Annotated in this window: 20 protein-coding genes; 11 read left to right on the top strand and 9 right to left on the bottom strand. The window is 73.4% G+C overall.

What is annotated here, in order from left to right:
- Nucleotides 1-20: 20 nt before the first annotated feature.
- The 3 genes from D4B81_RS01400 to D4B81_RS01390 are packed head-to-tail and all read right to left on the bottom strand — an operon-like array spanning nucleotide 21 to nucleotide 4,790.
- Entirely contained in the window at nucleotides 21-2,678 is a 2,658-nt protein-coding gene (locus tag D4B81_RS01400) for a bifunctional acetate--CoA ligase family protein/GNAT family N-acetyltransferase (RefSeq protein ID WP_122260733.1), read from the bottom strand.
- A gap of 7 nt (nucleotides 2,679-2,685) precedes the next feature.
- Nucleotides 2,686-4,194 (bottom strand): hypothetical protein, encoded by a 1,509-nt coding sequence (locus D4B81_RS01395; protein ID WP_122260732.1) that lies wholly within the window; start codon nucleotides 4,192-4,194, stop codon nucleotides 2,686-2,688.
- On the bottom strand, nucleotides 4,191-4,790 hold the full coding sequence (locus D4B81_RS01390; protein ID WP_202613519.1) for an RNA polymerase sigma factor: 600 nt from the start codon (nucleotides 4,788-4,790) through the stop codon (nucleotides 4,191-4,193). Before D4B81_RS01390 ends, D4B81_RS01395 begins: the two co-directional genes overlap by 4 nt.
- Nucleotides 4,791-4,877: 87 nt before the next feature.
- Between D4B81_RS01390 and D4B81_RS01385 the strand changes: the two genes are divergently transcribed.
- Entirely contained in the window at nucleotides 4,878-5,522 is a 645-nt protein-coding gene (locus tag D4B81_RS01385; RefSeq protein WP_122260843.1) for a nitroreductase family protein, read from the top strand.
- A gap of 25 nt (nucleotides 5,523-5,547) precedes the next feature.
- Here the strand turns inward: D4B81_RS01385 and D4B81_RS01380 are convergent, their stop codons facing one another.
- Complete coding sequence (locus D4B81_RS01380) at nucleotides 5,548-5,796, bottom strand: hypothetical protein (protein ID WP_122260730.1); 249 nt, start codon at nucleotides 5,794-5,796, stop codon at nucleotides 5,548-5,550.
- Between the two features lie 258 nt (nucleotides 5,797-6,054).
- Complete coding sequence (locus tag D4B81_RS01375) at nucleotides 6,055-6,975, bottom strand: PfkB family carbohydrate kinase (protein WP_237565739.1); 921 nt, start codon at nucleotides 6,973-6,975, stop codon at nucleotides 6,055-6,057.
- A 26-nt stretch (nucleotides 6,976-7,001) separates the two neighbouring features.
- Between D4B81_RS01375 and D4B81_RS01370 the strand changes: the two genes are divergently transcribed.
- Nucleotides 7,002-8,270, top strand: a complete 1,269-nt coding sequence (locus D4B81_RS01370; protein ID WP_122260728.1) for an amidohydrolase — start codon at nucleotides 7,002-7,004, stop codon at nucleotides 8,268-8,270.
- Between the two features lie 43 nt (nucleotides 8,271-8,313).
- On the opposite strand, the gene D4B81_RS01365 is transcribed toward D4B81_RS01370, so the two are convergent.
- On the bottom strand, nucleotides 8,314-9,051 hold the full coding sequence (locus D4B81_RS01365) for a 3-hydroxybutyrate dehydrogenase (RefSeq protein WP_122260727.1): 738 nt from the start codon (nucleotides 9,049-9,051) through the stop codon (nucleotides 8,314-8,316).
- Between the two features lie 189 nt (nucleotides 9,052-9,240).
- On the opposite strand from D4B81_RS01365, the gene D4B81_RS01360 reads away from it, so the two are divergent.
- From D4B81_RS01360 to D4B81_RS01340, 5 genes are all read left to right on the top strand, one after another.
- Nucleotides 9,241-10,011 carry an ABC transporter ATP-binding protein gene (locus tag D4B81_RS01360; RefSeq protein WP_097186407.1) on the top strand — a complete coding sequence of 257 codons (771 nt, stop codon included), beginning with the start codon at nucleotides 9,241-9,243 and terminating at the stop codon, nucleotides 10,009-10,011.
- Entirely contained in the window at nucleotides 10,004-10,699 is a 696-nt protein-coding gene (locus tag D4B81_RS01355; RefSeq protein ID WP_122260726.1) for an ABC transporter ATP-binding protein, read from the top strand. The genes D4B81_RS01360 and D4B81_RS01355 overlap by 8 nt, the downstream gene beginning before the upstream one ends.
- 124 nt (nucleotides 10,700-10,823) lie before the next feature.
- Entirely contained in the window at nucleotides 10,824-12,074 is a 1,251-nt protein-coding gene (locus D4B81_RS01350) for an ABC transporter substrate-binding protein (RefSeq protein WP_122260725.1), read from the top strand.
- 82 nt (nucleotides 12,075-12,156) lie between these two features.
- Nucleotides 12,157-13,026 (top strand): branched-chain amino acid ABC transporter permease, encoded by an 870-nt coding sequence (locus D4B81_RS01345; RefSeq protein ID WP_122260724.1) that lies wholly within the window; start codon nucleotides 12,157-12,159, stop codon nucleotides 13,024-13,026.
- Nucleotides 13,023-14,087 (top strand): branched-chain amino acid ABC transporter permease, encoded by a 1,065-nt coding sequence (locus D4B81_RS01340; RefSeq protein ID WP_122260723.1) that lies wholly within the window; start codon nucleotides 13,023-13,025, stop codon nucleotides 14,085-14,087. Before D4B81_RS01345 ends, D4B81_RS01340 begins: the two co-directional genes overlap by 4 nt.
- Before the next feature lie 15 nt (nucleotides 14,088-14,102).
- Here D4B81_RS01340 and D4B81_RS01335 read toward each other — a convergent pair whose 3' ends face one another.
- The 3 genes from D4B81_RS01335 to lhpI form a co-directional block, all read right to left on the bottom strand.
- Nucleotides 14,103-15,812 carry a tetratricopeptide repeat protein gene (locus D4B81_RS01335; protein ID WP_202613518.1) on the bottom strand — a complete coding sequence of 570 codons (1,710 nt, stop codon included), beginning with the start codon at nucleotides 15,810-15,812 and terminating at the stop codon, nucleotides 14,103-14,105.
- A 64-nt stretch (nucleotides 15,813-15,876) separates the two neighbouring features.
- Nucleotides 15,877-17,775 carry a helix-turn-helix domain-containing protein gene (locus D4B81_RS01330; RefSeq protein ID WP_122260722.1) on the bottom strand — a complete coding sequence of 633 codons (1,899 nt, stop codon included), beginning with the start codon at nucleotides 17,773-17,775 and terminating at the stop codon, nucleotides 15,877-15,879.
- A complete protein-coding gene (lhpI, locus tag D4B81_RS01325; RefSeq protein WP_161964950.1) occupies nucleotides 17,772-18,689 on the bottom strand; it encodes a bifunctional Delta(1)-pyrroline-2-carboxylate/Delta(1)-piperideine-2-carboxylate reductase in 918 nt (305 codons plus the stop codon). The genes D4B81_RS01330 and lhpI overlap by 4 nt, the downstream gene beginning before the upstream one ends.
- A 124-nt stretch (nucleotides 18,690-18,813) precedes the next feature.
- On the opposite strand from lhpI, the gene D4B81_RS01320 reads away from it, so the two are divergent.
- The 4 genes from D4B81_RS01320 (at nucleotide 18,814) to D4B81_RS01305 (ending at nucleotide 25,550) form a co-directional block, all read left to right on the top strand.
- Nucleotides 18,814-20,544 (top strand): cell wall-binding repeat-containing protein, encoded by a 1,731-nt coding sequence (locus tag D4B81_RS01320; protein ID WP_122260720.1) that lies wholly within the window; start codon nucleotides 18,814-18,816, stop codon nucleotides 20,542-20,544.
- Nucleotides 20,545-20,760: 216 nt separating this feature from the next.
- Complete coding sequence (locus D4B81_RS01315; RefSeq protein WP_122260719.1) at nucleotides 20,761-23,232, top strand: DNA gyrase/topoisomerase IV subunit A; 2,472 nt, start codon at nucleotides 20,761-20,763, stop codon at nucleotides 23,230-23,232.
- 84 nt (nucleotides 23,233-23,316) lie between these two features.
- Nucleotides 23,317-23,772 (top strand): hypothetical protein, encoded by a 456-nt coding sequence (locus D4B81_RS01310; RefSeq protein ID WP_122260718.1) that lies wholly within the window; start codon nucleotides 23,317-23,319, stop codon nucleotides 23,770-23,772.
- Nucleotides 23,773-23,783: 11 nt separating this feature from the next.
- Nucleotides 23,784-25,550 carry a DUF5671 domain-containing protein gene (locus D4B81_RS01305; RefSeq protein WP_161964949.1) on the top strand — a complete coding sequence of 589 codons (1,767 nt, stop codon included), beginning with the start codon at nucleotides 23,784-23,786 and terminating at the stop codon, nucleotides 25,548-25,550.
- Nucleotides 25,551-25,568 lie beyond the last annotated feature (18 nt).

Raw genomic sequence — 25,568 nt, 5'->3', positions numbered from 1 at the left:
GGCCCATCGTGCCACTCCCCTCAGGCCAGCATCGCCCGCCGTTCGGCGTCGGTGCGGGTCGGTGCGGGGGCCACCCGCGCGTGCGCGCCCAGGACCTCGATGCCGTCCTGGTGCGCCATCACCGGGTTGAGCCGCAGCGAGGCGAGCTCGGGATGGTCGTCGGCCAGGACGGACACCCGGGCGATGAGGTCGTGCAGGGCACCGTGGTCGACCGGCATTGCGCCGCGGTAGCCGTCGAGCATCGGTGCCGCCCGGATCGAGCTGACCAGCCGGACGACGTCCACGTCCGTGAGCGGGGGGAAGCCGTGCGAGACGTCCCCGAGCAGGTCGACCGGCAGCCCCGCGACCCCGAAGCCGACCACCGGCCCGAAAAGCGGGTCCTCGGAGGTGGTGATGTCGACCGCCACCGAGCCCGGAGGGGCCATCTGCTGCAGCGCGATGCCCTGGGCGCCGATCGGGGCGAGCATGGCGTCGAGGTCGCGGTAGGCGGCGCCCACGGCCTTGGGGTGTCGCAGGCCGGTGCGGATCCACCCCTGGCCGGGCTGGTGCTGCAGGAGCGGCGAGGTCGCCTTGAGCACGACCGTGCCGCGCAGCTGCTTGTATGCCTCCACGGCCTCCTCGTCGGAGCCCACGCTGATGCTGGGCCACATCGCGATCCCGTAGGCCGCGAGCAGCTCGGTGGTCTCCTCGCCCGACAGGTCGGCGCCGCCCGGGGCCCGGGCGAGGGCCGACTCGACGATGTCGTGGACGGTGCGGCGGTTGATGCCCTCGGGCCGGACCCGCTCGCCGCGGTCGGTGCGCAGCCAGTCGGCGTAGTTGGTGGCGGCCGCCAGCGCCCGGACGGCGTCCTCCGGCGTGGGGTAGGCGGGGACGCCGGTGCCCGGGGTGACCCCGCGCATACCGAGAAAAGTTGCGACGCAGGGTTTCTCGTGGGTGGCGACCGCGTCGGCGACGGCCTGCACCACGTCGGGGTCGATGTCCGCCACGGGCGGGATGAAGCAGGCGATGAGCGCGTCGACCCGCTCGTCCTCCAGCGCGGCCTCGACCACCCGGCGGAACTCCTCGGTCACCGCCTCGGAGCTGACCGCGACCGGGCCGTGCACGACCTCGAGGTCGCGGGAGCGGGCCGCGCCGGAAGCGAGCCCGCCCAGGGCGTGGCTGTTGGTGACCACCGCGACGCGTCTGCCGGCCGGCAGCGGCTGGGTCTGGACCAGCTGGGCGACGTCGAAGAGCTGGTGCAGGTTGTCGGCGCGGATGACACCGGACTGGCGCAGCATCTGGCCGAAGGCCTCGGGGCGCTCGTGGGTGGAGCGCACCCGGATGCCGGCCCCGCTGCCCCCGCCGCCGGACTTGACGACGATGACCGGCTTGATGCTGGCCAGCTTGCGGGCGATCCGGGAGAACTTGCGCGGGTTGCCCATCGACTCCAGGTAGAGGCCGACGGCGGTGGTCGCCTCGTCGTCCAGCCAGTACTGCATGAGGTCGTTGCCGGAGATGTCGACGCGGTTGCCCGCGGAGGCGAAGCTGGAGATGCCCAGCCCGCGCCGCTGCGCCGAGGCGAGCACGGCGACGCCCAGGGCCCCGGACTGGGCGAAAAGACCCAGCCCGCCGTGGCTGGGCAGGTGTCCCACGTCGGCGATCGAGGCGTTGAGCCGCACCGCCGGGTCGTTGTTGATGAGGCCGAAGCTGTTGGGGCCCAGCACCCGCATCCCGTGGCCGCGCGCGCGGGCGAGGAGCTGACGCTGCAGCTCCTCGCCGTCCGGTCCGGACTCCGCGAACCCCTCGCTGGCGACGACCAGGGCCTTGACCCCGGCGGCGGCGCACTCGTCGACGGTCGCGAGGACGTCCTGCGCCGGGACGGCGACCACCGCCATGTCGACCCCGCCCTCGATGTCGGCGACCGAGGCGTAGGACGGGTGGCCCGAGATCAGGGTGCCCGGCTCGGCACGGCTGTTCACGGCGTAGGCGCTCCCGGTGAAGCCACCCTGGACGATGTCGTCGAAGAAGGCCCGCCCGACCGTCCCCTGGCGGCGGCTCGCGCCGATGACGGCCACCGTGGCCGGGTTGAGCACCTGACGCATCGAGCGCGCCTCGGACCGGTGCTCGCGGGACATGCGGACCGCACGGGAGGCGTCGGTGGGCTCGATGTCGAAGGAGACCGCGATGACGCCGTCGTCGAAGGCGTGGGACACGCCATACCCCGCGTCCTTGAAGACACCGATCATCCTGCGGTTCTGCGGGAGCACGTCGGCGACGAACCGACGCACCCCGGACTCCCGCCCGATGTCGGCGAGGTGCTCGAGGAGGACCGAGCCGATCCCGCGACCCTGGTGGTGGTCGGACACGTTGAACGCGACCTCGGCGACGGTCCCGCCGGGATCGATGCGGTCGTAGCGCCCGATGCCGGCCAGCCGGTTGTTGATGAGCATGACGAGCGCGACGCGGTCGGAGTAGTCGACGTGGGTGAAGCGGTGGACGTCACGGTCGGACAGGCGCTTGATCGGGGCGAAGAAGCGCAGGTAGATGGACTCCTCCGACTGGTTCGCGTGGAACTCGTGGATGGCCTCGGTGTCGTCCGGCACGATCGGGCGGACGTGCGCGACCATCCCGTCGGCCAGGACGACGTCGGCCTCCCACTCCTGGGGGTAGCCGGGGGGCAGCTCCGACTGCGCGGTCATGAGGCCACTATGGCAGGACGATCCTCGGCTGCTCGGTCCAGGTGCGGCCGCCGTCGTCGCTCGTCCACCGGGCCGAGAAGGCCGGGAACTCCCCGCCGTAGGCGTACGGTCCGCCATAACGGAAGGTCTCCCCGCCCAGGGCCCGGACGTCGACGAGGTACTCGCCCGTGGCGTCGAGGGTCCGGTCCCACTCGCCACCGACTCCGACGTGGACACCGCCGTCGGTGGCGAGCACGAGGTGGGTCCCGTCGTTGCTGGCGAGCCCGAGGACCTCCTCGCCCTCGACCGTCGCGACCTCCTCCCAGCTCGAGCCGCCGTCGGCCGAGGTGAAGATCCGGTCGGTGTCCCAGCAGTAGCTCACGAGACCGTCCGCGCTGTCGGGGGCGGTGTCGATCCAGCACCCCGCGTCCGGTGGCTCGACGACGGTCGCCACCTCCTCCCCGTCGGCGATCCGGTAGGTCGCGTTCCCGTAGCTCACGTAGACCGCGTCGTAGGTCGCACCCAGGCCGGCCCTCGGGGTCGACGACGTGAATGCCTTGCTCGGTGCCAGGCCGGAGTTGGGCGTCCAACCCTCTGGGAGGGGAAGACCGTTGGTGAGATCCGGGCCCCCGGGCGAGAGACCCTCCAGAGTCGCCATCCGGCGCCCGCTGGTGGCGTCGTTGGTGGTGACGTCGGTGATGACGACCTCCGCGCAGCTGTCGTCCTCATCGCCCTCGCATCCAGCGGTCACCACGACCAGGGTCGAGCGGAAGGTCTCGACGCCGATCGGCAGACCGCGGGTCGGCACCCAGACCGCCGTCCTCCCGCGGTCGTCGGAGCGGAACATTCCCTGCGGGCCTTCACCCATGCTGCCCCACGTCCAGATGCTGTCCCGGGCGGCGACGGAGGCGTTGTCCCCGAAGCCCAGATCGACCCGCAGGTCCCAGGACTTCCCCGCGTCCTCGCTGACTGCCAGCCCCACGGCGAGCCCGTCCGTCGGCCTCGGGGCGTACTCGAACTGCGCCACGCGCAGGTCGCTCTCCTCCCCCGTCGGCTCCATCACGTACCAGACGTCGACGTCCGGGTCGGGCGCGGTCAGCGTGAAGGGCTCGGGGTCGCCCGACTCCCCGTCGGTCGTCCCGTCGCCAGGGTCGGCGGTCTCCCCCGGCGGTGTCGGCTCCGGCGCGGTCGGCTCCTGAGCGGTCGGGGGATCCGTCCCCGGCGGGTCCGCGGGCTGCTGCTCCCCGCCCTGCCCCTGGTCCGAGGGCTGGACGTCGGTCTGACCCGGCCCCGCAGGAGCAGCCGGCTGCGCACCCGGGCCCGAGCCCCAGAGAGCGAACGCGGTGGCTACCGCCGCCGCCGACGCGGCCGCGGCGCCCCCGAGGAACCACATACCCCGGGAGCGGGTGCGTGCCTCCCGGGCGCGCAGGCTGATCGCCTCCCAGGTCTCGTCGTCGGCCTGGTGCTCCACGACGCGGGAGCGGTGGGTCTCGAAGAAGTCCTCGACCTGACGGTCGCGGTCGTCGTGATTGCTCATCGGGCACTCTCCAGGGTTGCGGCGAGCCGGGCCCGGGCCTCGTGCAGGTCTCGCTTGATGGTGCCGTCGGCCTTGCCGAGCTGGCGTGCGACCTCGGTCACGGTGAGGTCGGCGAAGTAGTGGAGCAGGACGGCCAGCCGCAACCGGTCCGGCAGCGACTCGACCGCCTCCCGCACCGAGAGCGACGTCGCTGTGTCGGGACCGTGCGCCACCGCGGTCTCGGGGTCCAGCCCGCCCTGGAACCGCTGGTAGGAAGCCCGCTCGCGCCCGCGCTTGCGCCAGTGGTCCTTCACGAGGTTGCCCACGGTCGTGTAGAGCCACGGGCGCGGCTGGTCCACGCCGGGCCAGCTGTTGATCAGCCGCACGAAGGCGTCGGTGGCGAGGTCGTGGCCCAGGTCGCGGTCCCCCACGAGGTGCGTCGCCCAGCCGGCCAGGGCGCCGAAGTGGGCCAGGTAGACCTCCCGGACGGCGGCGTCGACGTCGACCACCGTCCGGGTGCGCGCACGAACCCGTGCGGGGCGGTGCTCGAGCGCGAAGGTCGTCATGTTCTCTGGGACGCCGGACGCCCGCCCATGGTTGGGGGTGATGTGGCTCACACTCCCCCTTCCGCCTCTGTCGCGGCTAGCGTCTCACGACGCGGCGTCGCTGTGCAGGAACGCGCGGCGGGTGTCACGATGCCCGGCATGGAGCTGCGCGAGGTCGTCCGGCGGCGGGGCATGGTGCGGGCCTTCGACCCGGACCGGCCGGTGCCCGAGGGGGTCGTCGACCGGGTGCTGCGGCACGCCGTCCGGGCGCCGAGCGCCGGGTTCAGCCAGGGGTGGGACTTCGTCGTGCTGGACGACCCGGGGTCACGCGAGCTGTTCTGGGAGGTCACCACGGACCCCGGGTCGCACCCGGACCGGTGGCTGCGGGGGGTGTCGGCGGCGCCGGTGCTCATCCTGTGCTGCTCGGACCCGGGGGCCTACCTGTCGCGCTACGCGGAGCCCGACAAGGGCTGGGAGGACGGGGACGTGGCCCGGTGGCCGGTGCCCTACTGGGACGTGGACAACGGGATGGCCGCCATGCTCATGCTGCTCACCGCGGTGGACGAGGGCCTGGGTGCCCTCTACTTCGGGGTCCCGCCGCCACGGCAGGAGACGGTGAAGGAGGCGTTCGGGGTCCCGGAGCAGCGGCGGGTCGTGGGCGTCGTCGCCCTCGGGCACCCGGCGCCCGACCTGTCCGTCCAGGCGCAGGGCTCCGCGACGACGCGTCGGCGCCGGCCGCTCCAGGAGGTCGCGCACCGGGGGCGGTTCGGCGTCCCGTGGTCCCCCGGCCAGGCGGAGGGGTAGGTCGTCGCGTCCCCCCGGCCGTCGCTCAACCGCGGTCGCGCAGCAGCCGCACGGCGGCGGTGGCGGCCAGCACCATGCCCACGAGCAGCAGGAGGGCGGCCGTCGCGGCCACCGCGGGGTTGTCCGGCGCCAGCACCTGGGCCAGCGGGCCAGCCACGACGACGAGCACGGCTGCGAGGGCGAGCAGCACCTCGGGCGAGTGGTCGAGCGGGTGCCTGGCGTGGTCGGTGATCGGTCGGGCCGGGGCCCGGTGCGGGTGGACGTGCGTGGTCATGAGCGCTCCCCTTGCTCTCCGTCGGGCGACCGACCGCCGCCCATACCCTCATGACGTCGCAGAGGGAGGGATTGTTGTGCGCGCCGACCCTTCGTGACCGATTCGTGACCTTGGGCGGCCCGAGGCCCTCGCCCGCATCGATGTCCGGCGCTGTCGTGCCACAGACGTCGCGGGGGCGATCACCGTGACACGACAGCCGAGCACAGCCATGGGAGGCGTGAGTGGGGGTGCGGAACAGCTGCGACCGAGGGCGGGCAGCTAGCGCTGCCCGGCGAGGAACGCGTCCACCTCGGCGCGGGTCGGCGCGGTCGCCGGGCCCCGCCGGGTGACCTTGATGGCGCCGGCCGCGTTGGCTCGCCGTGCCGCCTCGACCCAGGGCGTCCCCAGGGCCCGTTCGGCGCAGAGCACCCCGGTGTGCGCGTCCCCGGCGCCGTTGGTGTCCACCGGCGTCTGCGGGTACCCGGGCACGTAGGTGGTCTCACCGCCCTCCCGCACGAAGCACCCCTCGGGCCCATCCCGGACCACGACGACGGCACCGTCGGGGAGGTGGGACGCGACGGCCGCGCACGCGGCCTCGACGTCCTCGACGCCGGACAGCTCCAGCGCCTCCTCGGCGTTCGACGTCCACACGTCGGTCAGGGCGAGCACCCGCCGGGCGACGTCCGGCAGGTCGGCCAACGCTGCACCGGGGTCCAGCACGACGTCGACCCCCGCGGCCAGCCCCTCGAGCCAGGCCAGCAAGGGGTCCCGGGTCGGCGCGTAGAGGCTGTAGCCGGTGACGCAGACGAGGTCACCGGCCACCGGGGCGCTGGTGCCGAGCGAGTCCACGCTGATCCGCCGCTCCGCCCCGTAGGTGGTCACGAAGGTGCGCTCGGCCGTCGGCTCGACCTGGACCACGCAGATGCCGGTGTCCTCCCCGGGCACGGGCGGCGCCGTCACCCGCACGCCCTCGGCGGCCAGGGCGGCGCGCACCAGGTCGCCGTTGGGCCCCGTGCCGTGCGCACCGGCGTGGACGGCAGGGGCCCCGGTGCGCGCGGCGGCGAGCAGGATGCTCACCGCGCCCCCGGCGTAGCGGGTGTAGCTCGTGGCGTTGACGTTGCCACCCCGCACCGGGAGCCGGGGCACCTCCAGCACGACGTCGACCAGGGCCTGGCCGGTGTGGATCACTCTCGCGGTCACGCCGACCAGCCTGCCACGATGGGGCCATGACCTCCCCCACCGCGCGCGTCCTGTCCGGGCTGCCCGGCATCCGTCCCTGGCTCGAGGACCTCTACCGCCACCTGCACGCCCACCCCGAGCTGTCCATGGCCGAGGAGGCCACCGCCGCCCGGGTGGTGCAGGAGGTGCGCGGTTTGCCGCAGGGCCAGGACCTGGAGGTCGTCACCGGGATCGGCGGCACGGGGGTGGCGGTCGTCGCCCGCAACGGGGACGGCCCCACCGTGCTGCTGCGCGCCGACATGGACGGGCTCCCGGTGCTGGAGGACACCGGTCTCGACTACGCCTCCCGGGTGTTCGCGAACAACCGGCAGGGCGAGCGCGTCCCCGTGATGCACGCCTGCGGCCACGACACCCACGTCGCGACCCTGCTCGGCGCGCTCCGGCTGCTTCTGGCGGAGCGGAACGCCTGGCGCGGCACGCTCGTCGCGGTGTTCCAGCCGGCCGAGGAGCAGGACAACGGGGCCGAGGCGATGGTCGCCGACGGCCTCGTCGACCGGCTGCCGCGGCCGGACGTCGCCCTCGGCCAGCACGTCCTCCCCGGGCCGGCCGGCTCGGTCCAGATCGCCGCGGGACCGATCATGGCCAGCTGCGACGACTTCCGGATCACCCTGCACGGCAAGGGAGGTCACGGCTCGTCCCCGCACACCGCGATCGACCCCGTCGTCATGGCGGCCTCCCTGGTCATGCGCCTGCAGACCGTCGTCTCCCGGCAGGTCTCCCCCCGCGCCACCGCGGTCGTCACCGTCGGGCGCATCGCGGCGGGGACGAAGACCAACATCATCCCCGCGCACGCGGTGGTCGAGGGCACCGTGCGCACCTACGACGACGACGTCGCTCGACACTGCCTCGAGGTGATCGACCGCACGGCGCGGGCCGAGGCCGCGGCGTGGGGGGCGCCGGACCCCGAGGTGGAGACGTACGACCACCTCCCGGTCACCGACAACGACGAGGGGGCCACCGAGGAGGTCCACCGGGCGCTGGTCGCCGAGCTGGGCTTGCAGAACGTGCGCGTCTTCGAGCCGGAGATGGGGTCCGAGGACTTCTCCGAGCTGCCCCGGGCGTGGGGGATCCCCTACTGCTACTGGGGGTTCGGCGCCTTCGACGCCGAGGCATGGGCCAGGTCGGAGGCGGCCGGCACCCAGGCCGCCGACTTCCCGGACAACCACTCACCGCACTTCGCCCCCGTGCTCCAGCCCATGCTCGACACAGGTGTCCGGGCCATGGTGGCGGCGACGATGGCCTGGGTCGGCCACTGACCGCGCGTCCCGGCGGACCCGCCGGACCCGCCGGACGGGAGTGTCACTGGGCGGTCCAGCCGCCGTCCATCACGTAGGACGCGCCCGTCACCATGCCCGCGTCGTCGGACACCAGGAACGCCACGAGGGCCGCGACCTCGGCGGGCTCGATCATGCGCTTGACGGCCGAGCGGGTGAGCATGATGCCCGACACCACCTCGCTCTCCGGTATGCCGTGCGTGCGCGCCTGGTCCGCGATCTGGCTCTCGACGAGGGGCGTCCGGACGTAGCCCGGGTTGACGCAGTTGGAGGTGACGCCGTGCGGCGCCCCCTCGAGGGCGGCCACCTTGGACAGCCCCTCCAGCCCGTGCTTGGCGCTCACGTAGGCGGACTTGAACTCCGAGGCCCGCAGGCCGTGGGCCGAGGAGACGTTGACGATGCGCCCCCACCCCTGGGCGTACATGTGCGGCAGCGCCGCCCTGACCAGCAGGAAGGGTGACTCCAGCATCAGCCGGTGGATGAGGCGGAAGTCCTCGACGACGTACTCGTGGATGGGCGCCACCCGCTGGATCCCGGCGTTGTTGACGAGCACGTCGCACTCGAGCTGCAACTCCTCCAGCGCGGCCGTGTCGGAGAGGTCGACGACCCAGGCCTCCCCGCCGATCTCGGCGGCCAGGCGCTGGGCCGGCCCGGCGTCGCGGTCGGCCACGATGACCCGGTAGCCGTCCTGCGCGCTGCGCCGGGCCACCGCCTCGCCGATGCCGCTGGCCCCACCCGTCACCAGCACGGTCCGTCTCGTCACGTGTCAACTCCTCCTGCGGTCGACCACCGGGTCCGCGGGGCGGACGGGTGGCTCGGGCGTGTCCCTCGCCAAGCATCCTCAGCGGCCGTGTCGCCGTCTGTCCATGTCGCAGCGGCACACGAGGACCGACACCATTGTGTGAGGGCACGACATAGAAGACCGGGTGCCTCCGCCCTACGGTGAGTCCCCATGACCCCTCCCGATCCCCGGCCGGTCGCCCTGTCGGCGCGCGGCCTGACGAAGGACTTCCGTGGCTTCCGCGCCGTGAAGGACGTCGACCTCGACGTCGTCGACGGCGAGGTGCACGCCCTGGTCGGGCCCAACGGTGCCGGAAAGACGACGCTGTTCAACCTGCTCACCGGCTTCATCCCGCCGACCGCGGGCACCATCACCGTGCACGGCAGGGACATCACCGGTCGGACCCCGGAGCAGATCGCCCACGAGGGTGTCGCGCGCTCGTTCCAGATCACCAGCCTCTTCGACCACCTCAACCCGCGCGAGCACGTCGAGCTCGCGCTGCAGGGCATGGCCGGCGGCGGGCTGCGCTTCTGGCGCTCCGACTCCGTGCTGCGCCGCTTCCGGGGCCGGGCCGAGGAACTCGTGGAGGAGGTCGGTCTCGCCGACCTCGTCGAGCGGCCTGCGGGCGAGCTGGCCTACGGGCAGAAGCGGGCCCTGGAGATGGCGCTCGTGCTGGCCCTGGACCCCAAGGTCATGCTCCTGGACGAGCCCACCGCGGGCATGGGCCGGGAGGACGTCGACCGGACCATCGCGCTCGTCCGGCGGATCGCCACCGGACGGACCGTCGTCTTCGTCGACCACAACATGCACGTCGTCGGCTCGCTCGCCGACCACGTCACCGTGCTGATGGCCGGCGAGGTCCTGGCCCGCGGCACCTACGACGAGGTCCGGACCGACGAGCGCGTCATCACCGCCTACCTCGGGGAGGACAGCCATGCTTGAGGTCCGCGGGCTCGACGCCTTCTACGGCGACGCCCAGGCCCTGCACGGGGTGGACGTCACCGTCGCCCCCGGCGAGGTCGTCACCCTGGTCGGCCGCAACGGCGCCGGCAAGACCACCCTGCTGCGCTCGGTCATGGGGCTGCACAGCGACGTCCGCGGCACGGTCACGCTCGACGGTGAGGACATCACCGGCCTGCACCCGCACCAGCGCGCCCGGCGCGGGCTGGGCTGGGTGCAGGACGACCGTGGGATCTACGCCTCCCTGTCGGTGGAGGAGAACCTCACCCTCCCCCCCGTCACCGACCCGGGCTCCGCGTGGAGCCTGTCCCAGGTGTATGACGCGTTCCCGGTCCTCGCGGACCGTCGCCGCGCACCCGGCACCACGCTCTCCGGCGGGGAGCAGCAGATGCTCGCCGTCGCACGGGTGCTGCGGACCGGGGCCCGGATGCTCCTGCTCGACGAGCCCAGCGAGGGGCTCGCACCGGTCATCGTCCAGCGCATCCGCGACATCCTCCTGGAGGTCAAGGCGCGCGGGACCACGGTGCTGCTCGTCGAGCAGAACGTGAAGTTCGCCGCCACGGTCGCCGACCGGCACTACGTCCTCGCGGAGGGCTCGGTCGCGGCCGACCTCGACAACGCGGAGTTCACGGCCCGCCAGTCCGAGCTGCTGGAGTACCTCGGCATCTGACCGCCCAGCCGCGCACCCGGGACCGGCCGGCCCACGCCATACCTCCAGACCCCAGACCCCCCGACTCCCCAGCCCCTACCCCCACCCCGCTGCCAGCCAGCACCTCGAAGGAGAGAACATCACCATGAGCACCAAGCGCATCGTGGCGACCGCGGTCGTGACCGCCGGCGTCCTGGCCCTGTCCGCCTGCGGCAACGCCGGCCCCGGCGGAGCCGGCAGCGACGAGTTCACGGACGGCAAGCTCGTCCTCGCCGTCCTCAACGACCAGAGCGGTGTCTACAAGGACCTGTCCGGCCCCAACTCGGTCAAGGCCGTGGAGATGGCGGTCGCCGACTTCCAGGAGCGGCACGGCGACGACGCCGTCGTCGAGGACGTCGAGGTCACCTTCGCCGACCACCAGAACAAGCCGGACGTCGCCAACACCAAGGCCCAGGAGCTCTACGACCGGGAGAGCGCCGACATCATCCTCGACGTCCCGACCTCCTCCGCCGCGCTCGCGGTGGCCACCCAGGCCGCGGAGAAGGAGAAGCTCTACTTCAATATCGGCGCGGCCACCACCGAGCTCACCAACGCCCAGTGCAACAAGTACACCTTCCACTGGGCCTACGACACCTACCAGCTCGCCAACGCCACCGGCACGGCCGTGACCGAGGGCGGGGCGACCGACTGGCAGATCATCTACCCCGACTACGCCTTCGGCCAGGACATGGACAAGTCGTTCACGGCGGCGATCGAGGCGGCCGGGGGCACGGTGGGCGACCACATCGCGACCCCGTTCCCCAACGACAACTTCTCCACCTTCCTCACCCGGGCGGCCAGCGCGGAGCCGGACGTCATCGGCACCATGCAGGCCGGCGGTGACCTCATCAACCTCGTGAAGCAGTACAACGAGGGCGGCTACGTCGACCAGGGCATCGAGCTGGCGGTCGGCCTGATGTTCATCACGGACATCCACTCCCTGGGTGTCGAGGCGTTCAACGGCGTCAACTTCGCCGAGGCCTGGTACTGGAACTTCGACGACGAGAACCGCGCGTGGGCCGACCGCTTCATGGAGGAGACCGGCACCCGGCCGAGCTTCGCCCACGCGGCCAACTACTCCGCCGCGACCCAGTACCTCGAGGCGGTCCAGGCCGAGGGGACCGACGACGCCGACACGATCGTGGGGCACCTGGAGGGCAAGGAGATCGACGACGTCTTCCTCAAGAACGGCAAGATCCGGGCCGAGGACCACCGCGTCATCCACGACGTCTACCTGGCCCGCGTCAAGACCGCCGACGAGGTCACCGAGGAGTGGGACTACGAGGAGATCCTCGCCACGATCCCGGCCGAGGAGGCCTTCAAGCCCGTCGAGGACAGCACCTGCAGCTTCGGCTGACCCAGCCGGACCGACCGACGAGTGGCCGGGCGCCCCGTCCCCCCGCGCGGGGCGCCCGGCCTCGTCCCCGCCGAGGAGAGGCATGAACGAGATCCTGCAGTACACGCTCCAGGGGCTGGCCGCCGGGAGCTTCTACGCCCTGGCCGCGCTGGGCCTGGCCATCATCTTCGGCGTCCTCGGCGTGGTGAACTTCGCGCACGGAGCCTGCTACATGCTCGGCGCAGTCGTGGCGGCCGTCCTCCAGGACCTGCTCGGGCTGAACTTCTGGCTGGCGCTGCTCGTCGTGCCGGTCGTGATGTTCGTCTTCGGGGTCGTGATCGAGAGGCTGCTCGTCAGCCGGCTCATCGCGCTCGATCCCCTCTACAACTTCCTCCTCACCTTCGGCCTCACCCTCCTGCTCGTCGACCTCGTCAAGCGGCAGTACGGCGTCTCGGGCCTGCCCTACACCCGCCCCGACCTGCTGACCGGGCAGATCACCCTCGGCGCCCTCCGGCTGCCCACCTACCAGGTGTTCGTCCTGGCCTTCTCGCTCCTCGTCTGCGCCGCCGTCTGGCTGCTCATGACGCGGACCCGCATCGGGATGATCGTGCGGGCCTCGACCGAGAAGTCCGAGCTCACCCGGGCCCTGGGCGTGGACGTCAACCGCTGGGTGACCCCGGTCTTCGGCTTCGGCATCGCGCTGGCCGGTCTCGCCGGGGTGCTGGCCGCCCCGTTCCGGGCGATCACCGCCGACATGGGGTCCAGCTTCATCATCATCCTCTTCGCCGTCGTCGTCATCGGCGGCCTCGGGTCCATCGTCGGCGCGGTCGTCGCCGGCTTCATCGTGGGCCTCGTGGAGGCGTTCGGCCAGGCCTACGCCCCCGCCCTGTCCCAGATCGCGATCTTCGTCCTCATGGCCCTGGTCATCCTCGTCCGACCCGCCGGCCTGTTCGGACGGGAGGAGAACGCATGAGCTCGCCCACCTCGACCTCCGACGCGACCGGGACCGGCGCCGCCCTCGCCGGCACGGGCGGCTTCCTGGGCCGCTCCCGACGCGGCTGGCTGCTGGTCGGGCTGGGCCTCGTCCTGGCCCTGGCCCTGCCGTGGTTCGTCTACCCGCCGGTCGCCATGGACATCGCCTGCTGGGCGCTGTTCGCCGTCGCGCTCGACCTGCTCCTGGGGTATGCCGGTCTCCTCTCCTTCGGGCACGCGGCCTTCTGGGGCGGGTCCGCCTACGTCGCCGGGCTGGCGGCGATCGAGTGGGGGCTGCCGTTCCCGCTCGCCGCCCTGCTGGGGGCGGTCTTCGCGATGGCCCTCGCGTGGCCCGTCGGCGTGCTCTCGGTGAGGCGCAGCGGGATCTACTTCGCGATGGTGACCCTGGCCTTCGCCCAGATGCTCTTCTTCGTCGTCAACCAGTGGCGCGGGCTGACGGGCGGTGAGAACGGCCTCCAGGGTGTCCCCGCGCACTTCTTCGGGGTAGAGGCGGTGGAGGACCAGGCGTTCTACTTCTACTACGCCGCCCTGCCGATCATCGTCGCCGGCATGTGGTTCGCCTGGCGCGTCGTGCACTCCCCCTTCGGGCGGGTCCTCGTCGCCACGCGCGACAACCCGGCCCGGGCGCGGGCCCTGGGTTACGACGTGGAGCGCTACCGGGTGCTGGTGTTCGTGCTCTCCGCCGGCCTCGCCGGACTGGCGGGCGGCATCTTCGCCATCAGCCACGGGTTCGTCTCGCTGCAGGAGGTGGCCTGGCAGACCTCCGGCAAGGTCGTGCTCATCACGGTCCTCGGGGGTATCGGCACCCTGTGGGGCGGCATCGCGGGTGCGGTGGTCATCGTGCTCCTGGAGGACTTCCTCGCGTCCTCGGGCTTCGACGGCATCGGCATCATCACCGGTGCGGTCTTCATCGTCGTCGTGCTGCTCTTCCGCCGGGGGGTGTGGGGCACCCTGTCCGACCTCCTCGGCCGGCGCACGGGCCGGAGCCACGCGGTGGAGCGATCCATCAGCGCCGGGGACGGCGAGGAGCCCACCGCCTGACCCGACCCCCCGTGGTCACGCGGGCCGGTCCGGCGGGCCCTCGGTGCAGCACGTCGGGGCGGTGCCCAGGCGGCACAGGCACGAGGCGAGGACGGGCACGTCCGCCCGGTCCGTGGCCGCGTACAGCCGGGGCTCGATCTCGGAGGCCAGCTCCCTCCGGCCCAGCCGGACCAGGCACTCGTGGTAGCCGTGGAGGGCCCAGACGTTGCCGGGGTGCTGCAGCGACCTCGGCAGGGTGTCGTCCAGACCGAGGTCGGCCCGGTAGACCCGTTCGGCCTCCTCGACCCGGCCCTGCTCGAGCAGCAGCGCCCCGTAGGCGTGCCGGGTGGGCTGCATCCAGCCCCACGGCTCGTCGTAGGGAAGAGCGTCGTCGAGCTCGATCGCACGGCGGAGGTGCTCGAACGCCTCCTCGACCCGGCCCCGGCGGTAGTCCACCTCCCCGTCGAGCATCGCGTCCGCCACCTGCAGGAGGTCCAGGCTGGTGTTGTTGAAGAGCATCCTGGAGGCCGGCACCCGGGCGACCGCGCTCCTGAACAGCTCGCGCTCGCGCTCCGCGGCGTCGACCTGGCCCAGGGCCGCGTGGGCCACCCCCTTGCCGTAGTGCAGCATCGCCGTCGTGGTGCAGTAGAGGTCGGGGTCCTGCGGCAGGGGCAGGCTGACGAGGTCCTGCCACCTGCCGAACCGGACCAGCGCGTGGACCTTGACCGGCACGAAGGCCTCGAGCCAGTCGGCCATCGGCGGGAGGTCGACGAGCAGCAGCGCGCGGGGGATCTCCGCCTCCAGAGCCTCCGCGGCGCGCAGGGCGTCACCGCTCCGCCCCAGGAACATCGCGGCATACACCTGGAAGTGCAGGTTGTGCGCACGGTAGAGCGTGGAGAAGTTCAGCGGCCCCCGGGCCGCCACGAAGGCGGCGTCGGCTCGCGACGCGGCCTGGTTGACCACCAGGGCCTGCTCGTAGTCCCCGACGAGGACGTGCAGGTGGCTGGGCATGTGCTCCAGGTGCCCGGCGTCCGGGACCAGACCGCGCAGCCGTTCGGCGACGGGCAGAGCCACCTCGGGGGTGGGAGACATCTCCATGAGGTGGATGTACATGTGCAGGAGGCCGGGATGCCGGTCGCCACCCGGCCGCACGAGGGCCTCCTCGAGCACCGTCCTGGCCTCCAGGGTGCGTGACCCTTCCGCCGGTTGGCCGGTGCGCCCGTCCCACAGCCGCCAGGCGGTCAGGTTCATCAGCGCCCCGGCGTAGAGGCAGGCCACGTCCGGGTCGTCACGGTGCTCGTCGTGGACCGCACCCATCGCCTCGGCGAAGGCGTGCTCCCACGCCTGGCACTCCTCGACCGGGCGGTCCGCCGGATACCTGACCTGCAGGGCCGCGATGAGTGCCCGCTCGACGGGCGTGCACCCCTCGGATCCTGCCAGTGCCGCCGCCGCGCTGGAGCGGGCGCGTTCCAGGACCTGACGCGCCTCGTCCGGTGTGAAGAAGTCCCACGGCTTGTTGTAGTTGGGACCCAGGGCCAGGGCCACCCCCCAGTGGGCCATGGCGCAGGTCGGATCGTGCTCCAGCGCCGTCCGGAAGCAGAGGTCGGCCTCCTCGTGGTTGAACGCCAGGGTCCAGACCAGCCCCCGGGTGAACCACACCCCGGCCTCCTCGGAGCGCGTCGTCACCGCACGGGTGTAGGTGCCGAGGTCGAAGGGGTACGCCAGGCCGGTCGCGTCCGTGCTCATACCCCCGCATTCTCCCTCGTCGTCTCGCTCCCCGCCCACGACGGGCCGCAGCACCCGCGTCGCGTCAGGACAAGACCCGGTGCAGGCGCAGGGCGAGCTGCAGCTCCAGCAGCCGGTCGGGGGCCTGCCACCCCGGCCCCAGCAGCTGGCCGACGCGGTCGAGGCGCTGGGTCACGGTGTTGGGGTGGACGTGCAGCCGCTCCCCCGTCCGGCCCAGGCGTCGGTCCTCCGCCAGCCACGCCTCGAGCGTTCCGACGAGCCCGGTGCGCCGCTCGGTGTCGTAGTCGATCACCGGGCCGAGGCGGGCCCGGACGTGCTCGGCGGGGTCGCCGCGGCCCAGCAGCAGCCCGACGAAACCCAGGGTCGCGGCATCGGCGACGTCCCCGCGCCGGCCGAGGGCGAGCAGGGCCTCCAGGCATCTCGTCGCCTCGACGTAGGCGGACCGCACGCCGTCCGCCCCGCTCGCCGGCCCGGCGACGCCGACCGTCGGCAGGTCGCGTCCCACGGTGCGTCGTGGGGGGGCGCCCGACCCGCGGGCCCGCTCCACGACATGCCTGCCGGTGCCGAGAGGGTCGCGGTCCGGCAGGACGAGCACGAGGCGGTCGTCGACCTCGGCGCACAGTCCCCCGGCACCCGCCGCCTGGTCGGTCGCCCACTGCACGGCGACGGGGTCGGCCCCGGCGGCGACGAGCACAGCGTGGGGGCGGGAGAGGTCGGCGCCGAGCAGGCTGGCCCGGGCCGTGAGGGCACCGGCCCCGGTCCGCCCCAGCAGCAGGTCCACGAGCAGGTCGCCGCGGCGGCGCGACGCGGTCTCCGCGACGCTGCGCTGGACCACCATGATGAGGGCCGCCGTGCCCGCGGCCCGCTCGAGGATGCGGCGGTTGAGGTCGTCCACCTCGCCGCGGACGAGGACGGCCGCCAGGGGCGCGCCGCCCGCCCACACGGTCGCCACGCTCAGGCCGCCCTCCACGTGGGTGCGGTTGTCCTCCAGCGAGCGCCGCACGAGCTCCATGACGTCCTCGTCCGGGGCCCACCCCGGGTCGCTGGTGGCCAGGGTGGTGCCCTGGGCGTCCACCACGTGCACGGGCTCGCCGAGCACCTGCTGCAGCTCCCCGGCGACATCACCGAGGTCGCCCCCCTGCAGGACCACGTTGGCGAGGCGGTCGTGGGCGTCCGCGGCGCGCTGGGAGCCCTCCGCGGCCTGCCTCAGCAGCTCACCCGTGCGGCGCAGGTCGGCGAACGCGGCGGCGTTCTCCTCGGTGCGGCGCGCGTTGTCGAGGGCGACCGCCGCGTGCCCGGCGAAGCTGGTCAGCAGGTCCACGTCCTCCCGGCTGAAGGGCCGCGGGTCGTGGTTGGCGGCGTAGAGCACCCCGATGACCGTGCGGCCCAGCAGGAGCGGCACGCCCAGGATCGCCGTGAGCTCCTCGCTGCCGACGGCGCTGTCGATCGTCCGGGTGTGCTCGAACCGTTCGTCGGAGAAGTAGTCGGCGGTCGCGTAGGGCCTCGCGGTCTGGGCGACGAGGCCACCGAGGCCCTCGCCGAACCCCAGACGGACCCGGCGGAACTCCTCGGAGTGGATGCCCTGGGTGATCCGCATGTAGGTCTCCCCCGCCTCGTCGTCGTTGAGGGACAGGTAGGAGACGTCGCAGGCCAGGAGCGTGCGGGCGCGCCGGACGATAGCCTCCAGCACGTCGTCGAGATCCTTGAGCGCGGCGAGGTCGGCCACCGTGTCGAAGAGGGCCGCGAGCTCGGACTCGCGACGTCGACCCACCTCGCGCAGGCCCCGGGCCCGCAGCGCGAGCTGGTGCAGCCGCCCCACGATCTCGGCGTCGGCGCCCGCCGCCCGGGCCTCCTGGAGGAGGACGGCGTAGTCCTCCGCGGGGCGGTCGTCGGCGAGCAGAGCGAGGTAGCGCTCCCCCGCCGCGAGCCCGTCGACGGCCCGGTCCGCGGCCCGCTCGCTCACCCCCGGCCCCCGTCGCCGGCCCTCGTGCGGGCCTCCCAGACGACGGTCGCGGCGACGAGGTCCTCGAGGGCGGTGCCCACGGACTTGAAGACCGTCACCTCCTCCGGACCGGCACGCCCGGTATGCCGCCCCGCGGCCAGGTCCGCCAGGTCCCCCAGGACGTCCTCGGGTCGCAGGGTGCCCCGCCCGAGGGGTCCGACGAGGTCGCCCGGCTCGTGCAGAGCCGCCCCGACGTCGACGAACAGGCTGGCGGAGGTGACCAGCTGCTCGTCTCCCTCGACCATCTGCGGCGTGAAGGCGCCGACGAGGTCGACGTGGGTGCCCGGCCCGACGTCGGCGCCGTGGACCAAGGGCTCGGTCGCGGAGGTCGCGCAGGTGATGACGTCCGCGCGCCGGACCCCCGCGCGCAGCCGGTCGACGAGGGAGGCCGCCCGCGCGGGCGAGCGGGCCCAGACCCGGGTCAGGTGCACGTCGCGGACGGCGGCGTAGCAGTGCGGCACCGCGGCGGCCACGTTTCCGGCGCCGACCAGCAGGTGCTCGCGGACGACCTCCGGGGCGAGGTGGTCCGCGGCGAGGGCGCTGGCCGCGGCGGTGCGCCACCGGGTGAGCTCGGTGCCGTCGAGCACGGCGAGCGGCTCCCCGGTCGCGGCGTCGCCGAGGACGTACGTCCCGTGGATGGCCGGACGGCCGTGCTCGCCGTTGCGGGGGTGGTGGGTGACGATCTTGACGCCGAGCAACCGGCCCGTCCGCCAGGCGGGCATGAGCAGCAGGGTCGCGTCGCGCTCGTCGTCGAGGCGGTGGTGGCTCCGCTCGGGGACGGTCACGTCCGGGGCGGCGAACGCGACCCGCAGCGCCTCGACCAGGTCCCGCGGTGCCAGCAGGGCGCGCACCCGGGCCGCGTCGAGCATCTGCATGAGCGACACCCAACCACACGCCCGCCACCAGGACCGGCCGGCATGAACCATCCGGGCCCGCTCTGCGACATACAGGGTGACGGGGCCCGTCCGAGGGCGCCGCGTGCGAGCAAGGGAGCACGCCATGAGGATCCGACACCTGATCATCGCCGCCAGCTGCGCGCTGGCGACGGTCCTGGCCCCCTCGCTGGGGGCGAGCGGGGCACCCGTCCCGGCCGGGGTGGGAGGTTCCGTCGTCACGGCGCCGACGCTGCAGGACGGCGACCTGGACTTCTCGGTCGTGCGGCTCTCCGGTGCGGACCGCTACGGCACCGCGGCCAGCATCACCGGGCGGTTCTTCGCCCCGGGGGTCCCGGTCGTCTACGTCGCGAGCGGTGCCGCCTTCCCCGACGCGCTGAGCGCGGGCCCGGCCGCCGGTCGGGCCTCCAGCCCGGTGCTCTTCGTGCGTCCGGACGGCATCCCGACGGCGACGAGGATGGAGCTGACCAGGCTGCGGCCCGCCCGGATCGTCGTGGTCGGCGGCGCGGGAGCGGTCGGCGGGACCGTGCTCGAGGCCCTGCGTGCGTACACCTCCGGCACCGTGACCCGGGTGGCCGGGAACACCCGGTTCGACACCTCGGCCGCGGTGAGCCGCAACGCCTTCCCCAGCGCGGACATCGTCTACGTCTCCACGGGGCGCAACTGGCCGGACGCCCTGTCCGCCGGCGCCGCCGCGGTGGTCCAGGGAGCGCCGGTGCTGCTCAGCGACACGACCTCCGTGCCCGCCGTCGTGCTCGCCGAGATCGACCGGCTCAACCCCTCGCGCATCGTCCTGGTGGGCGGGGCGTCCGCGGTGTCGGACACGGCGGCCGCCCAGCTAGGCACCATCGCCACCACCGAGCGGGTGTCCGGCACGGACCGCTACCGGACGGCCCTGGCCGTCTCGACCCGGGTCTTCGGCCCCGACCGGCCGGGCGTGGCCATCGCCACCGGCCTCTCCTTCCCCGACGCGCTCGCGGGGGTGCCCGCGACCAGGCACACCCGTGGCCCGATCCTGCTGGCGCGGCCCACCGGCATCCCCGGGAGCGGCGAGCTGGACCGCCTGACCCCCACCACGGCATACCTGCTGGGTGGCAAGCTCTCCCTGCCCGTCGACGTGGCGCGCGCCGCGCAGCGTGAGCGGGGCGTCTGCTGGGCCGGCCCCACCCTGCTCGGCGGGTCGCAGCAGGTGCTCACCACGGTGCCCGGCACCGACAGCAGGAAGCTGGCGTTCACGCTCGACATGGGTGGCAACCTCACCGGTGCCACCGGCATCGTGGACTTCCTGGTGGCGAACCAGGTGTGCACGACGTTCTTCCCGACGAGCATCATGGCCGACACCGCCGAGGGGCGGCGGGTGATGGCGAAGATCGCCGCGCACCCCGAGCTGTTCGAGGTCGGCAACCACACCGTCCACCACTGCGACCTCGTCAACGGCGGTGGCGGCTCACCCTCCTCCGCGCCCTGCGCGCGGGCGATGACGCAGACCTTCGTGCGCTCCGAGCTGACCCTGGCCGAGCCGGTGCTGGAGCGCCTGTCCGGGACGGAGAGCCGGCCGCTGTGGCGCCCGCCCTACGGTGCCCAGAACGCGTGGGTGCGACCAGGCGGCGGCCGTCGGCTACCCGGTGACGGTCATGTGGGCCCGCGACACCATCGACTGGGACCCGGCGACGACGACCGCGCAGATCGTCTCGCGCACGACCAGCCCGCTGCCCCCGTCCGGGGCGATCGTGCTGGCGCACCTGGGCGGGTTCAGGACCGCCGACGCCCTGCCGCAGATCGTGAACGTCCTGCGGGCCAACGGTTACACGATGACGACGGTGTCCGACCTGCGTGACGGCTGAGCGTCACGGGGTGCGGGAGGGGACGAGCGACGCACCCGTCCCTGCCGCCCTGTCTCTCGCGGCGGAGGTCGGACCGGCACCGGCGGGGGCACCGGCGCCGGCACCGGCACCGGCACAACGGTTCGTCCGTGCCTCCGCCGGAGCCGCGCGGGCACGGCATACCCTGAAGCGCCACACCGGACCACCGACCGCAGGAGCGCCCGTCCCCCATGCCCCGCCGCAAGCCGACGCAGAGCGAGGACCTGTTCGACGTCGAGGAGAAGATCGTCGAGATCGACGTCCAGGAGGAGATGGAGGGCGCCTTCCTCGAGTACGCGTATTCGGTCATCTACTCCCGGGCGCTGCCCGACGCGCGCGACGGCCTCAAGCCGGTGCAGCGTCGCATCCTCTACGCGATGCACGAGCTCGGCCTGCGTCCGGACCGCGGGCACGTCAAGTGCTCGCGGGTGGTGGGCGAGGTGATGGGCAAGTACCACCCCCACGGGGACACCGCGATCTACGACGCGATGGTGAGGATGGCCCAGCCGTTCACCATGCGCCTGCCGCTCGTCGACGGGCACGGCAACTTCGGCTCGCTCGACGACGGCCCGGCGGCCAGCCGCTACACCGAGGCGCGGATGGCGTCGGCGGCGCTGCTGATGACCGCCAGCCTCGACGAGGACACCGTCGACTTCGTCCCCAACTACGACGAGCAGCTGACCCAGCCCGAGGTGCTGCCGGCCGCCTTCCCCAACCTGCTCGTCAACGGCGCCTCGGGCATCGCCGTCGGGATGGCCACCAACATGGCCCCCCACAACCTCGTCGAGGTGATCGGCGCGGCCCGGCACCTCATCGCCAACCCCGAGGCCGACCTGGAGGCCTTGATGCGCTTCGTGCCGGGGCCCGACCTGCCGCTGGGCGGGCGGATCGTCGGGCTGGACGGCATCCGGGAGGCCTACGAGTCCGGCCGCGGGTCGTTCCGCACCCGCGCCACCGCGCGCATCGAGAACGTCACGCCGCGCCGCAAGGGCATCGTCGTCACCGACCTGCCCTACCTCGTGGGCCCGGAGAAGGTGATCGATAAGGTCAAGCAGCTGGTGCAGTCCAAGAAGCTGCAGGGGATCTCGGACATCATCGACCTCACCGACCGCACCAAGGGACTGCACCTCGTCATCGAGATCAAGACCGGGTTCAACCCCGAGGCGGTCCTGGAGCAGCTCTACAAGCTCACGCCGATGGAGGAGTCCTTCGGGATCAACAACGTCGCGCTCGTCGAGGGGCAGCCCCGCACGCTGGGGCTGCGCCAGCTGCTCCAGGTCTACGTCGACTTCCGCACCGACGTGGTGCGGCGGCGCACGGCACACCGGCTGGGGCGCAAGAAGGACCGGCTGCACCTGGTCGAGGGCCTGCTGATCGCCGTCCTCGACATCGACGAGGTGATCCAGCTCATCCGCGCGGCCGACGACGTCGCCACCGCCCGCACCCGGCTCATGCAGGTCTTCGACCTCTCCGAGATCCAGGCCAACCACATCCTCGACCTCCAGCTGCGCCGGTTGACGAAGTTCTCCCGCCTGGAGCTGGAGGCCGAGCGCGACGACCTGCGGCGCGAGATCGAGCGGCTCCAGATCCTCCTCGACGACCCGCAGCAGCTGCTCGCGCTGGTCAGCGAGGAGCTCGCCGAGGTGGCCCTGCGGCACGGCACCCCGCGCCGCACCGTGCTCCTGGAGAGCGACGGAGCCTCCGGTATGACGAGTGCCGCCGGCGCCCCGGCCGTCCGGGGCGGCGCCGCCCCCCTCGAGGTCGCCGACGACCCCTGCTGGGTGCTGCTGTCCTCGACCGGCCTGCTCGCCCGGGCCGCTGCCGACGGCGAGCTGGGCACGGGGGGCCGGCGCAGCAAGCACGACGTCCTGACCTCGCGGGTGCCCGCCACCGCCCGTGGCCACGTCGGCCTCCTCACCTCGGCAGGGCGGCTGGTGCGGCTCTCGGTCGTCGAGCTGCCCAGCCTGCCTCCGACCGCCGGTGCGCCATCGTTGTCGGGCGGGGCGCCGCTGTCGGCGTTCGTCGACCTGCCGCCCGGTGAGCAGGCCCTGGCGCTGTGCACCCTCGACCCCGAGGGGCCGGGCCTGGCGCTGGGCACCCGGCAGGGGGTCGTCAAGCGGGTCCACCCGGACTACCCCGGCAACAAGGAGTCGTTCGAGGTCATCGCGCTGAAGGAGGGTGACGGCGTGGTCGGTGCCGTGCAGCTGTCCACCGGCGAGGAGACGTTGGTCTTCGTCACCAGTGACGCCCAGCTCCTCCACTTCCCGGCGTCCGCGGTGCGGGCGCAGGGCCGTGCCGGGGGCGGCATGGCCGGGGTCAAGCTGTCCACGGGCGCGACGGTCGTCGGCTTCTGCGCCGTGGACCCCAGCGCGGAGAACGTCGTCGTCACCGTGTCCGGCCCCCCCGGGGCGGCGCGGGGCACCGACGCCGGCTCGGTCAAGGTGACCGACATGTGGGCCTACCCGGCCAAGGGCCGCGCCACCGGCGGGGTGCGCTGTCACCGGTTCCTGCGCGGCGAGGCCGTGCTCACCCTCGGCTGGGCCGGCGCCGCACCTCCCCTGGCGGCCTCGGCCAACGGCGTGCCGGTGGACCTCCCGGAGACCAACGACAAGCGGGACGGCTCCGGGGTGCCCGCGCAGGGCCCGATCGCCGCGGTCGGCTGACCGAGGGGACCGGCCCGCGCCAGGGTGCCCCAGATCACATCCGCGGCGCTGTACCGCAGGTCAGGGCGGTGGGACGCTGGGCCCATGAACAGCCCACCGGGCAGGGTGCTCGCCGTCGTCGTCGGGATCCTCGTGCTGCTGGCGGTGGTCGCGGGCGTCCTGTCCGCCACGCGCGGCGAGGGTGACCTGCCGGCCGGTTCCCCCGAGGCTGCCGTGCAGGACTACGTGTCCCGGGTCTACGACCGCGACCTCGAGGGGGCCGCGGCGGTCCTCGACCCCGAGGGTGGGTGCACGGTGGAGGACCTGGAGCGCAACGTCCACGAGCCCGACGCGCGGGTGGTGCTGCGCTCCTCCGAGGTGGACGGGGACACGGCCCGTGTCCGGGTCGAGCTGGTCTACGGGGAGGAGGGTCCCCTGGGGTCGGGCGAGTGGGCCCAGGAAGAGTCCTTCAGCCTGGTGCGTGCTCAGGAGCGCTGGGTGATCACCGGGGAGCCGTGGCCGATGTTCACCTGCGTCGCACCGACGGGTGGGAAGCCGTGATCCTCCCGCTGGTGAGCAGCCTGCTCACGCTCGCCGTCATCGTCGGTCTGGTCGTCCTCGTCGTCGTCGCGGTCCGGCGCCGCGGCAGCGGGGCGGGCCCGACGTCTGCGCCCGTCGGCGGCGGGCAGTCGGTGCGCCGTTTCTTCCAGTACCTCCTCCTCGTCGGGCTGCTCCTGGCGGCCGCCTCCGGCGTGACCGGGCTGCTGGCCCGCCTCCTCGACACCGGTCGCACCCTCGTCTCCGACGACGCCACGCTCGCCCTGCAGCTGGCGCTCGCCCTCGTCGCGCTGCCGCTGTGGGGGCTGCTCGCGTGGTGGACCGCGAGGCGAGCGGCTGCGGACCCGCGCGAGCTCCGCTCCGGGGGCTGGACGGCATACCTCACCATCGTCGGTCTCGTCTCGCTCCTCACCGCCATGGTCGGCTGGTACCAGACCCTGACCATGCTCGTGGGCGCGCGGACCTTCCGCTCCAGCGGCGTGGCGCTGGCCGTGGTGTGGACCCTCGTCTGGGCCGGGCAACGCTGGTGGGCCGGGCGGGGGACCCCGGCGGAGCAGCTGCGCCCGCTCGTGCTCCTGGGTGCGCTGGTGGGCCTGGTCACCGCGGCGCTGGGGCTGGCCGACCTCGTGGCCGCGACGACGGAGGAGCTCACCGGCCTGGCGGGCGACCCGATCGTGGGCGGCGGTGCCGACCCCCTGCTACGCGCAGCTGCCCTGGCCGCGGTCGGCGCAGCGGTGTGGGCGGTCTACTGGCTGTACGACGCCTCGCGCGGACCGCGTGGCACGGGCTGGCTCACCCTCGTGCTGCTCGTGGGGGTCGGTGGGGGGCTCCTCGCCGCGATCAGCGCGCTGAGCGTCCTCGGGTATGACGTGCTCGTCTGGTTGGTCGGGGAGCCCCGGGCGGCGACCGCCGCGGAGCACTTCGCCGACGCGCCCGGCGAGCTCGGCATCGTCGTCGTCGGGCTGCTGGTGTGGTGGTACCACCAGGCCGTGCTCGACGCCGGGCGACGGGTACCGGGTGGCCGCACCGAGGTCCGGCGGGTCTACGAGTACGTCATGGCCGCCGTGGGACTGCTCGCAGCCTCCTCCGGGCTGGTCATGATCCTCGTCACCCTCGTCGAGGCCATCGCCGCCCGGGGTGACCTCGTCGTCGGCGCCAGCGCCCTCAACGCCCTGCTCGCGGCCCTGGTGCTCCTGGCGGTGGGGATCCCGGTGTGGCTGTGGCACTGGCGGCTCGCCCAGGGGGCCCGCCGCTCCGACCCCGCCCCCGAGCTGCGCTCGGTGACGAGGCGGACCTACCTGCTGGTCCTCTTCGGGGTGGCCTTCTTGGCCGCCGTCGTCGCGCTCATCACCCTGGCCTACCTCGTGCTCGAGGACGCGCTGGCCGGCAGCCTGGACACCGAGACGATGCGCAGGATCCGCTTCGCCCTCGGCATCCTCGTCACCACCTCGCTGCTGTCGGCCTACCACTGGACGGTCTTCCGGTCCGACCGGCAGGACCTGGCGGCGGTCGAGCCCGGGACGGGGACGGGGGCCGCGCCGCAGCCGGTGCGACGCACCGTGGTGGTCGTCGGTGAGCTCGACGCCGCCGGTCGCGCCGAGCTGGCCGCCCGGGCGGGGGCGTTCGTGCAGGTGTGGCGGTCCGACGCCGGCCCCGCCGGTGCGGCCACCGTCGACCAGCTCGCCGCCGCGGTGGAAGGGGCGCCCGAGGGTGACGTCCTGGTCCTCGCGGTGGACGGGCAGCCGCGCGCCCTGGCCGTCCACCCACCGGATCGTCGCTAGGGGTTGCCGTCCGGCCGC

Origin of the sequence: Ornithinimicrobium cerasi, from assembly GCF_003702705.1 — a bacterium.
Taxonomy (GTDB): Bacteria; Actinomycetota; Actinomycetes; order Actinomycetales; family Dermatophilaceae; genus Ornithinicoccus; species Ornithinicoccus cerasi.
This window is presented reverse-complemented; position numbering and strand designations above follow the sequence as displayed.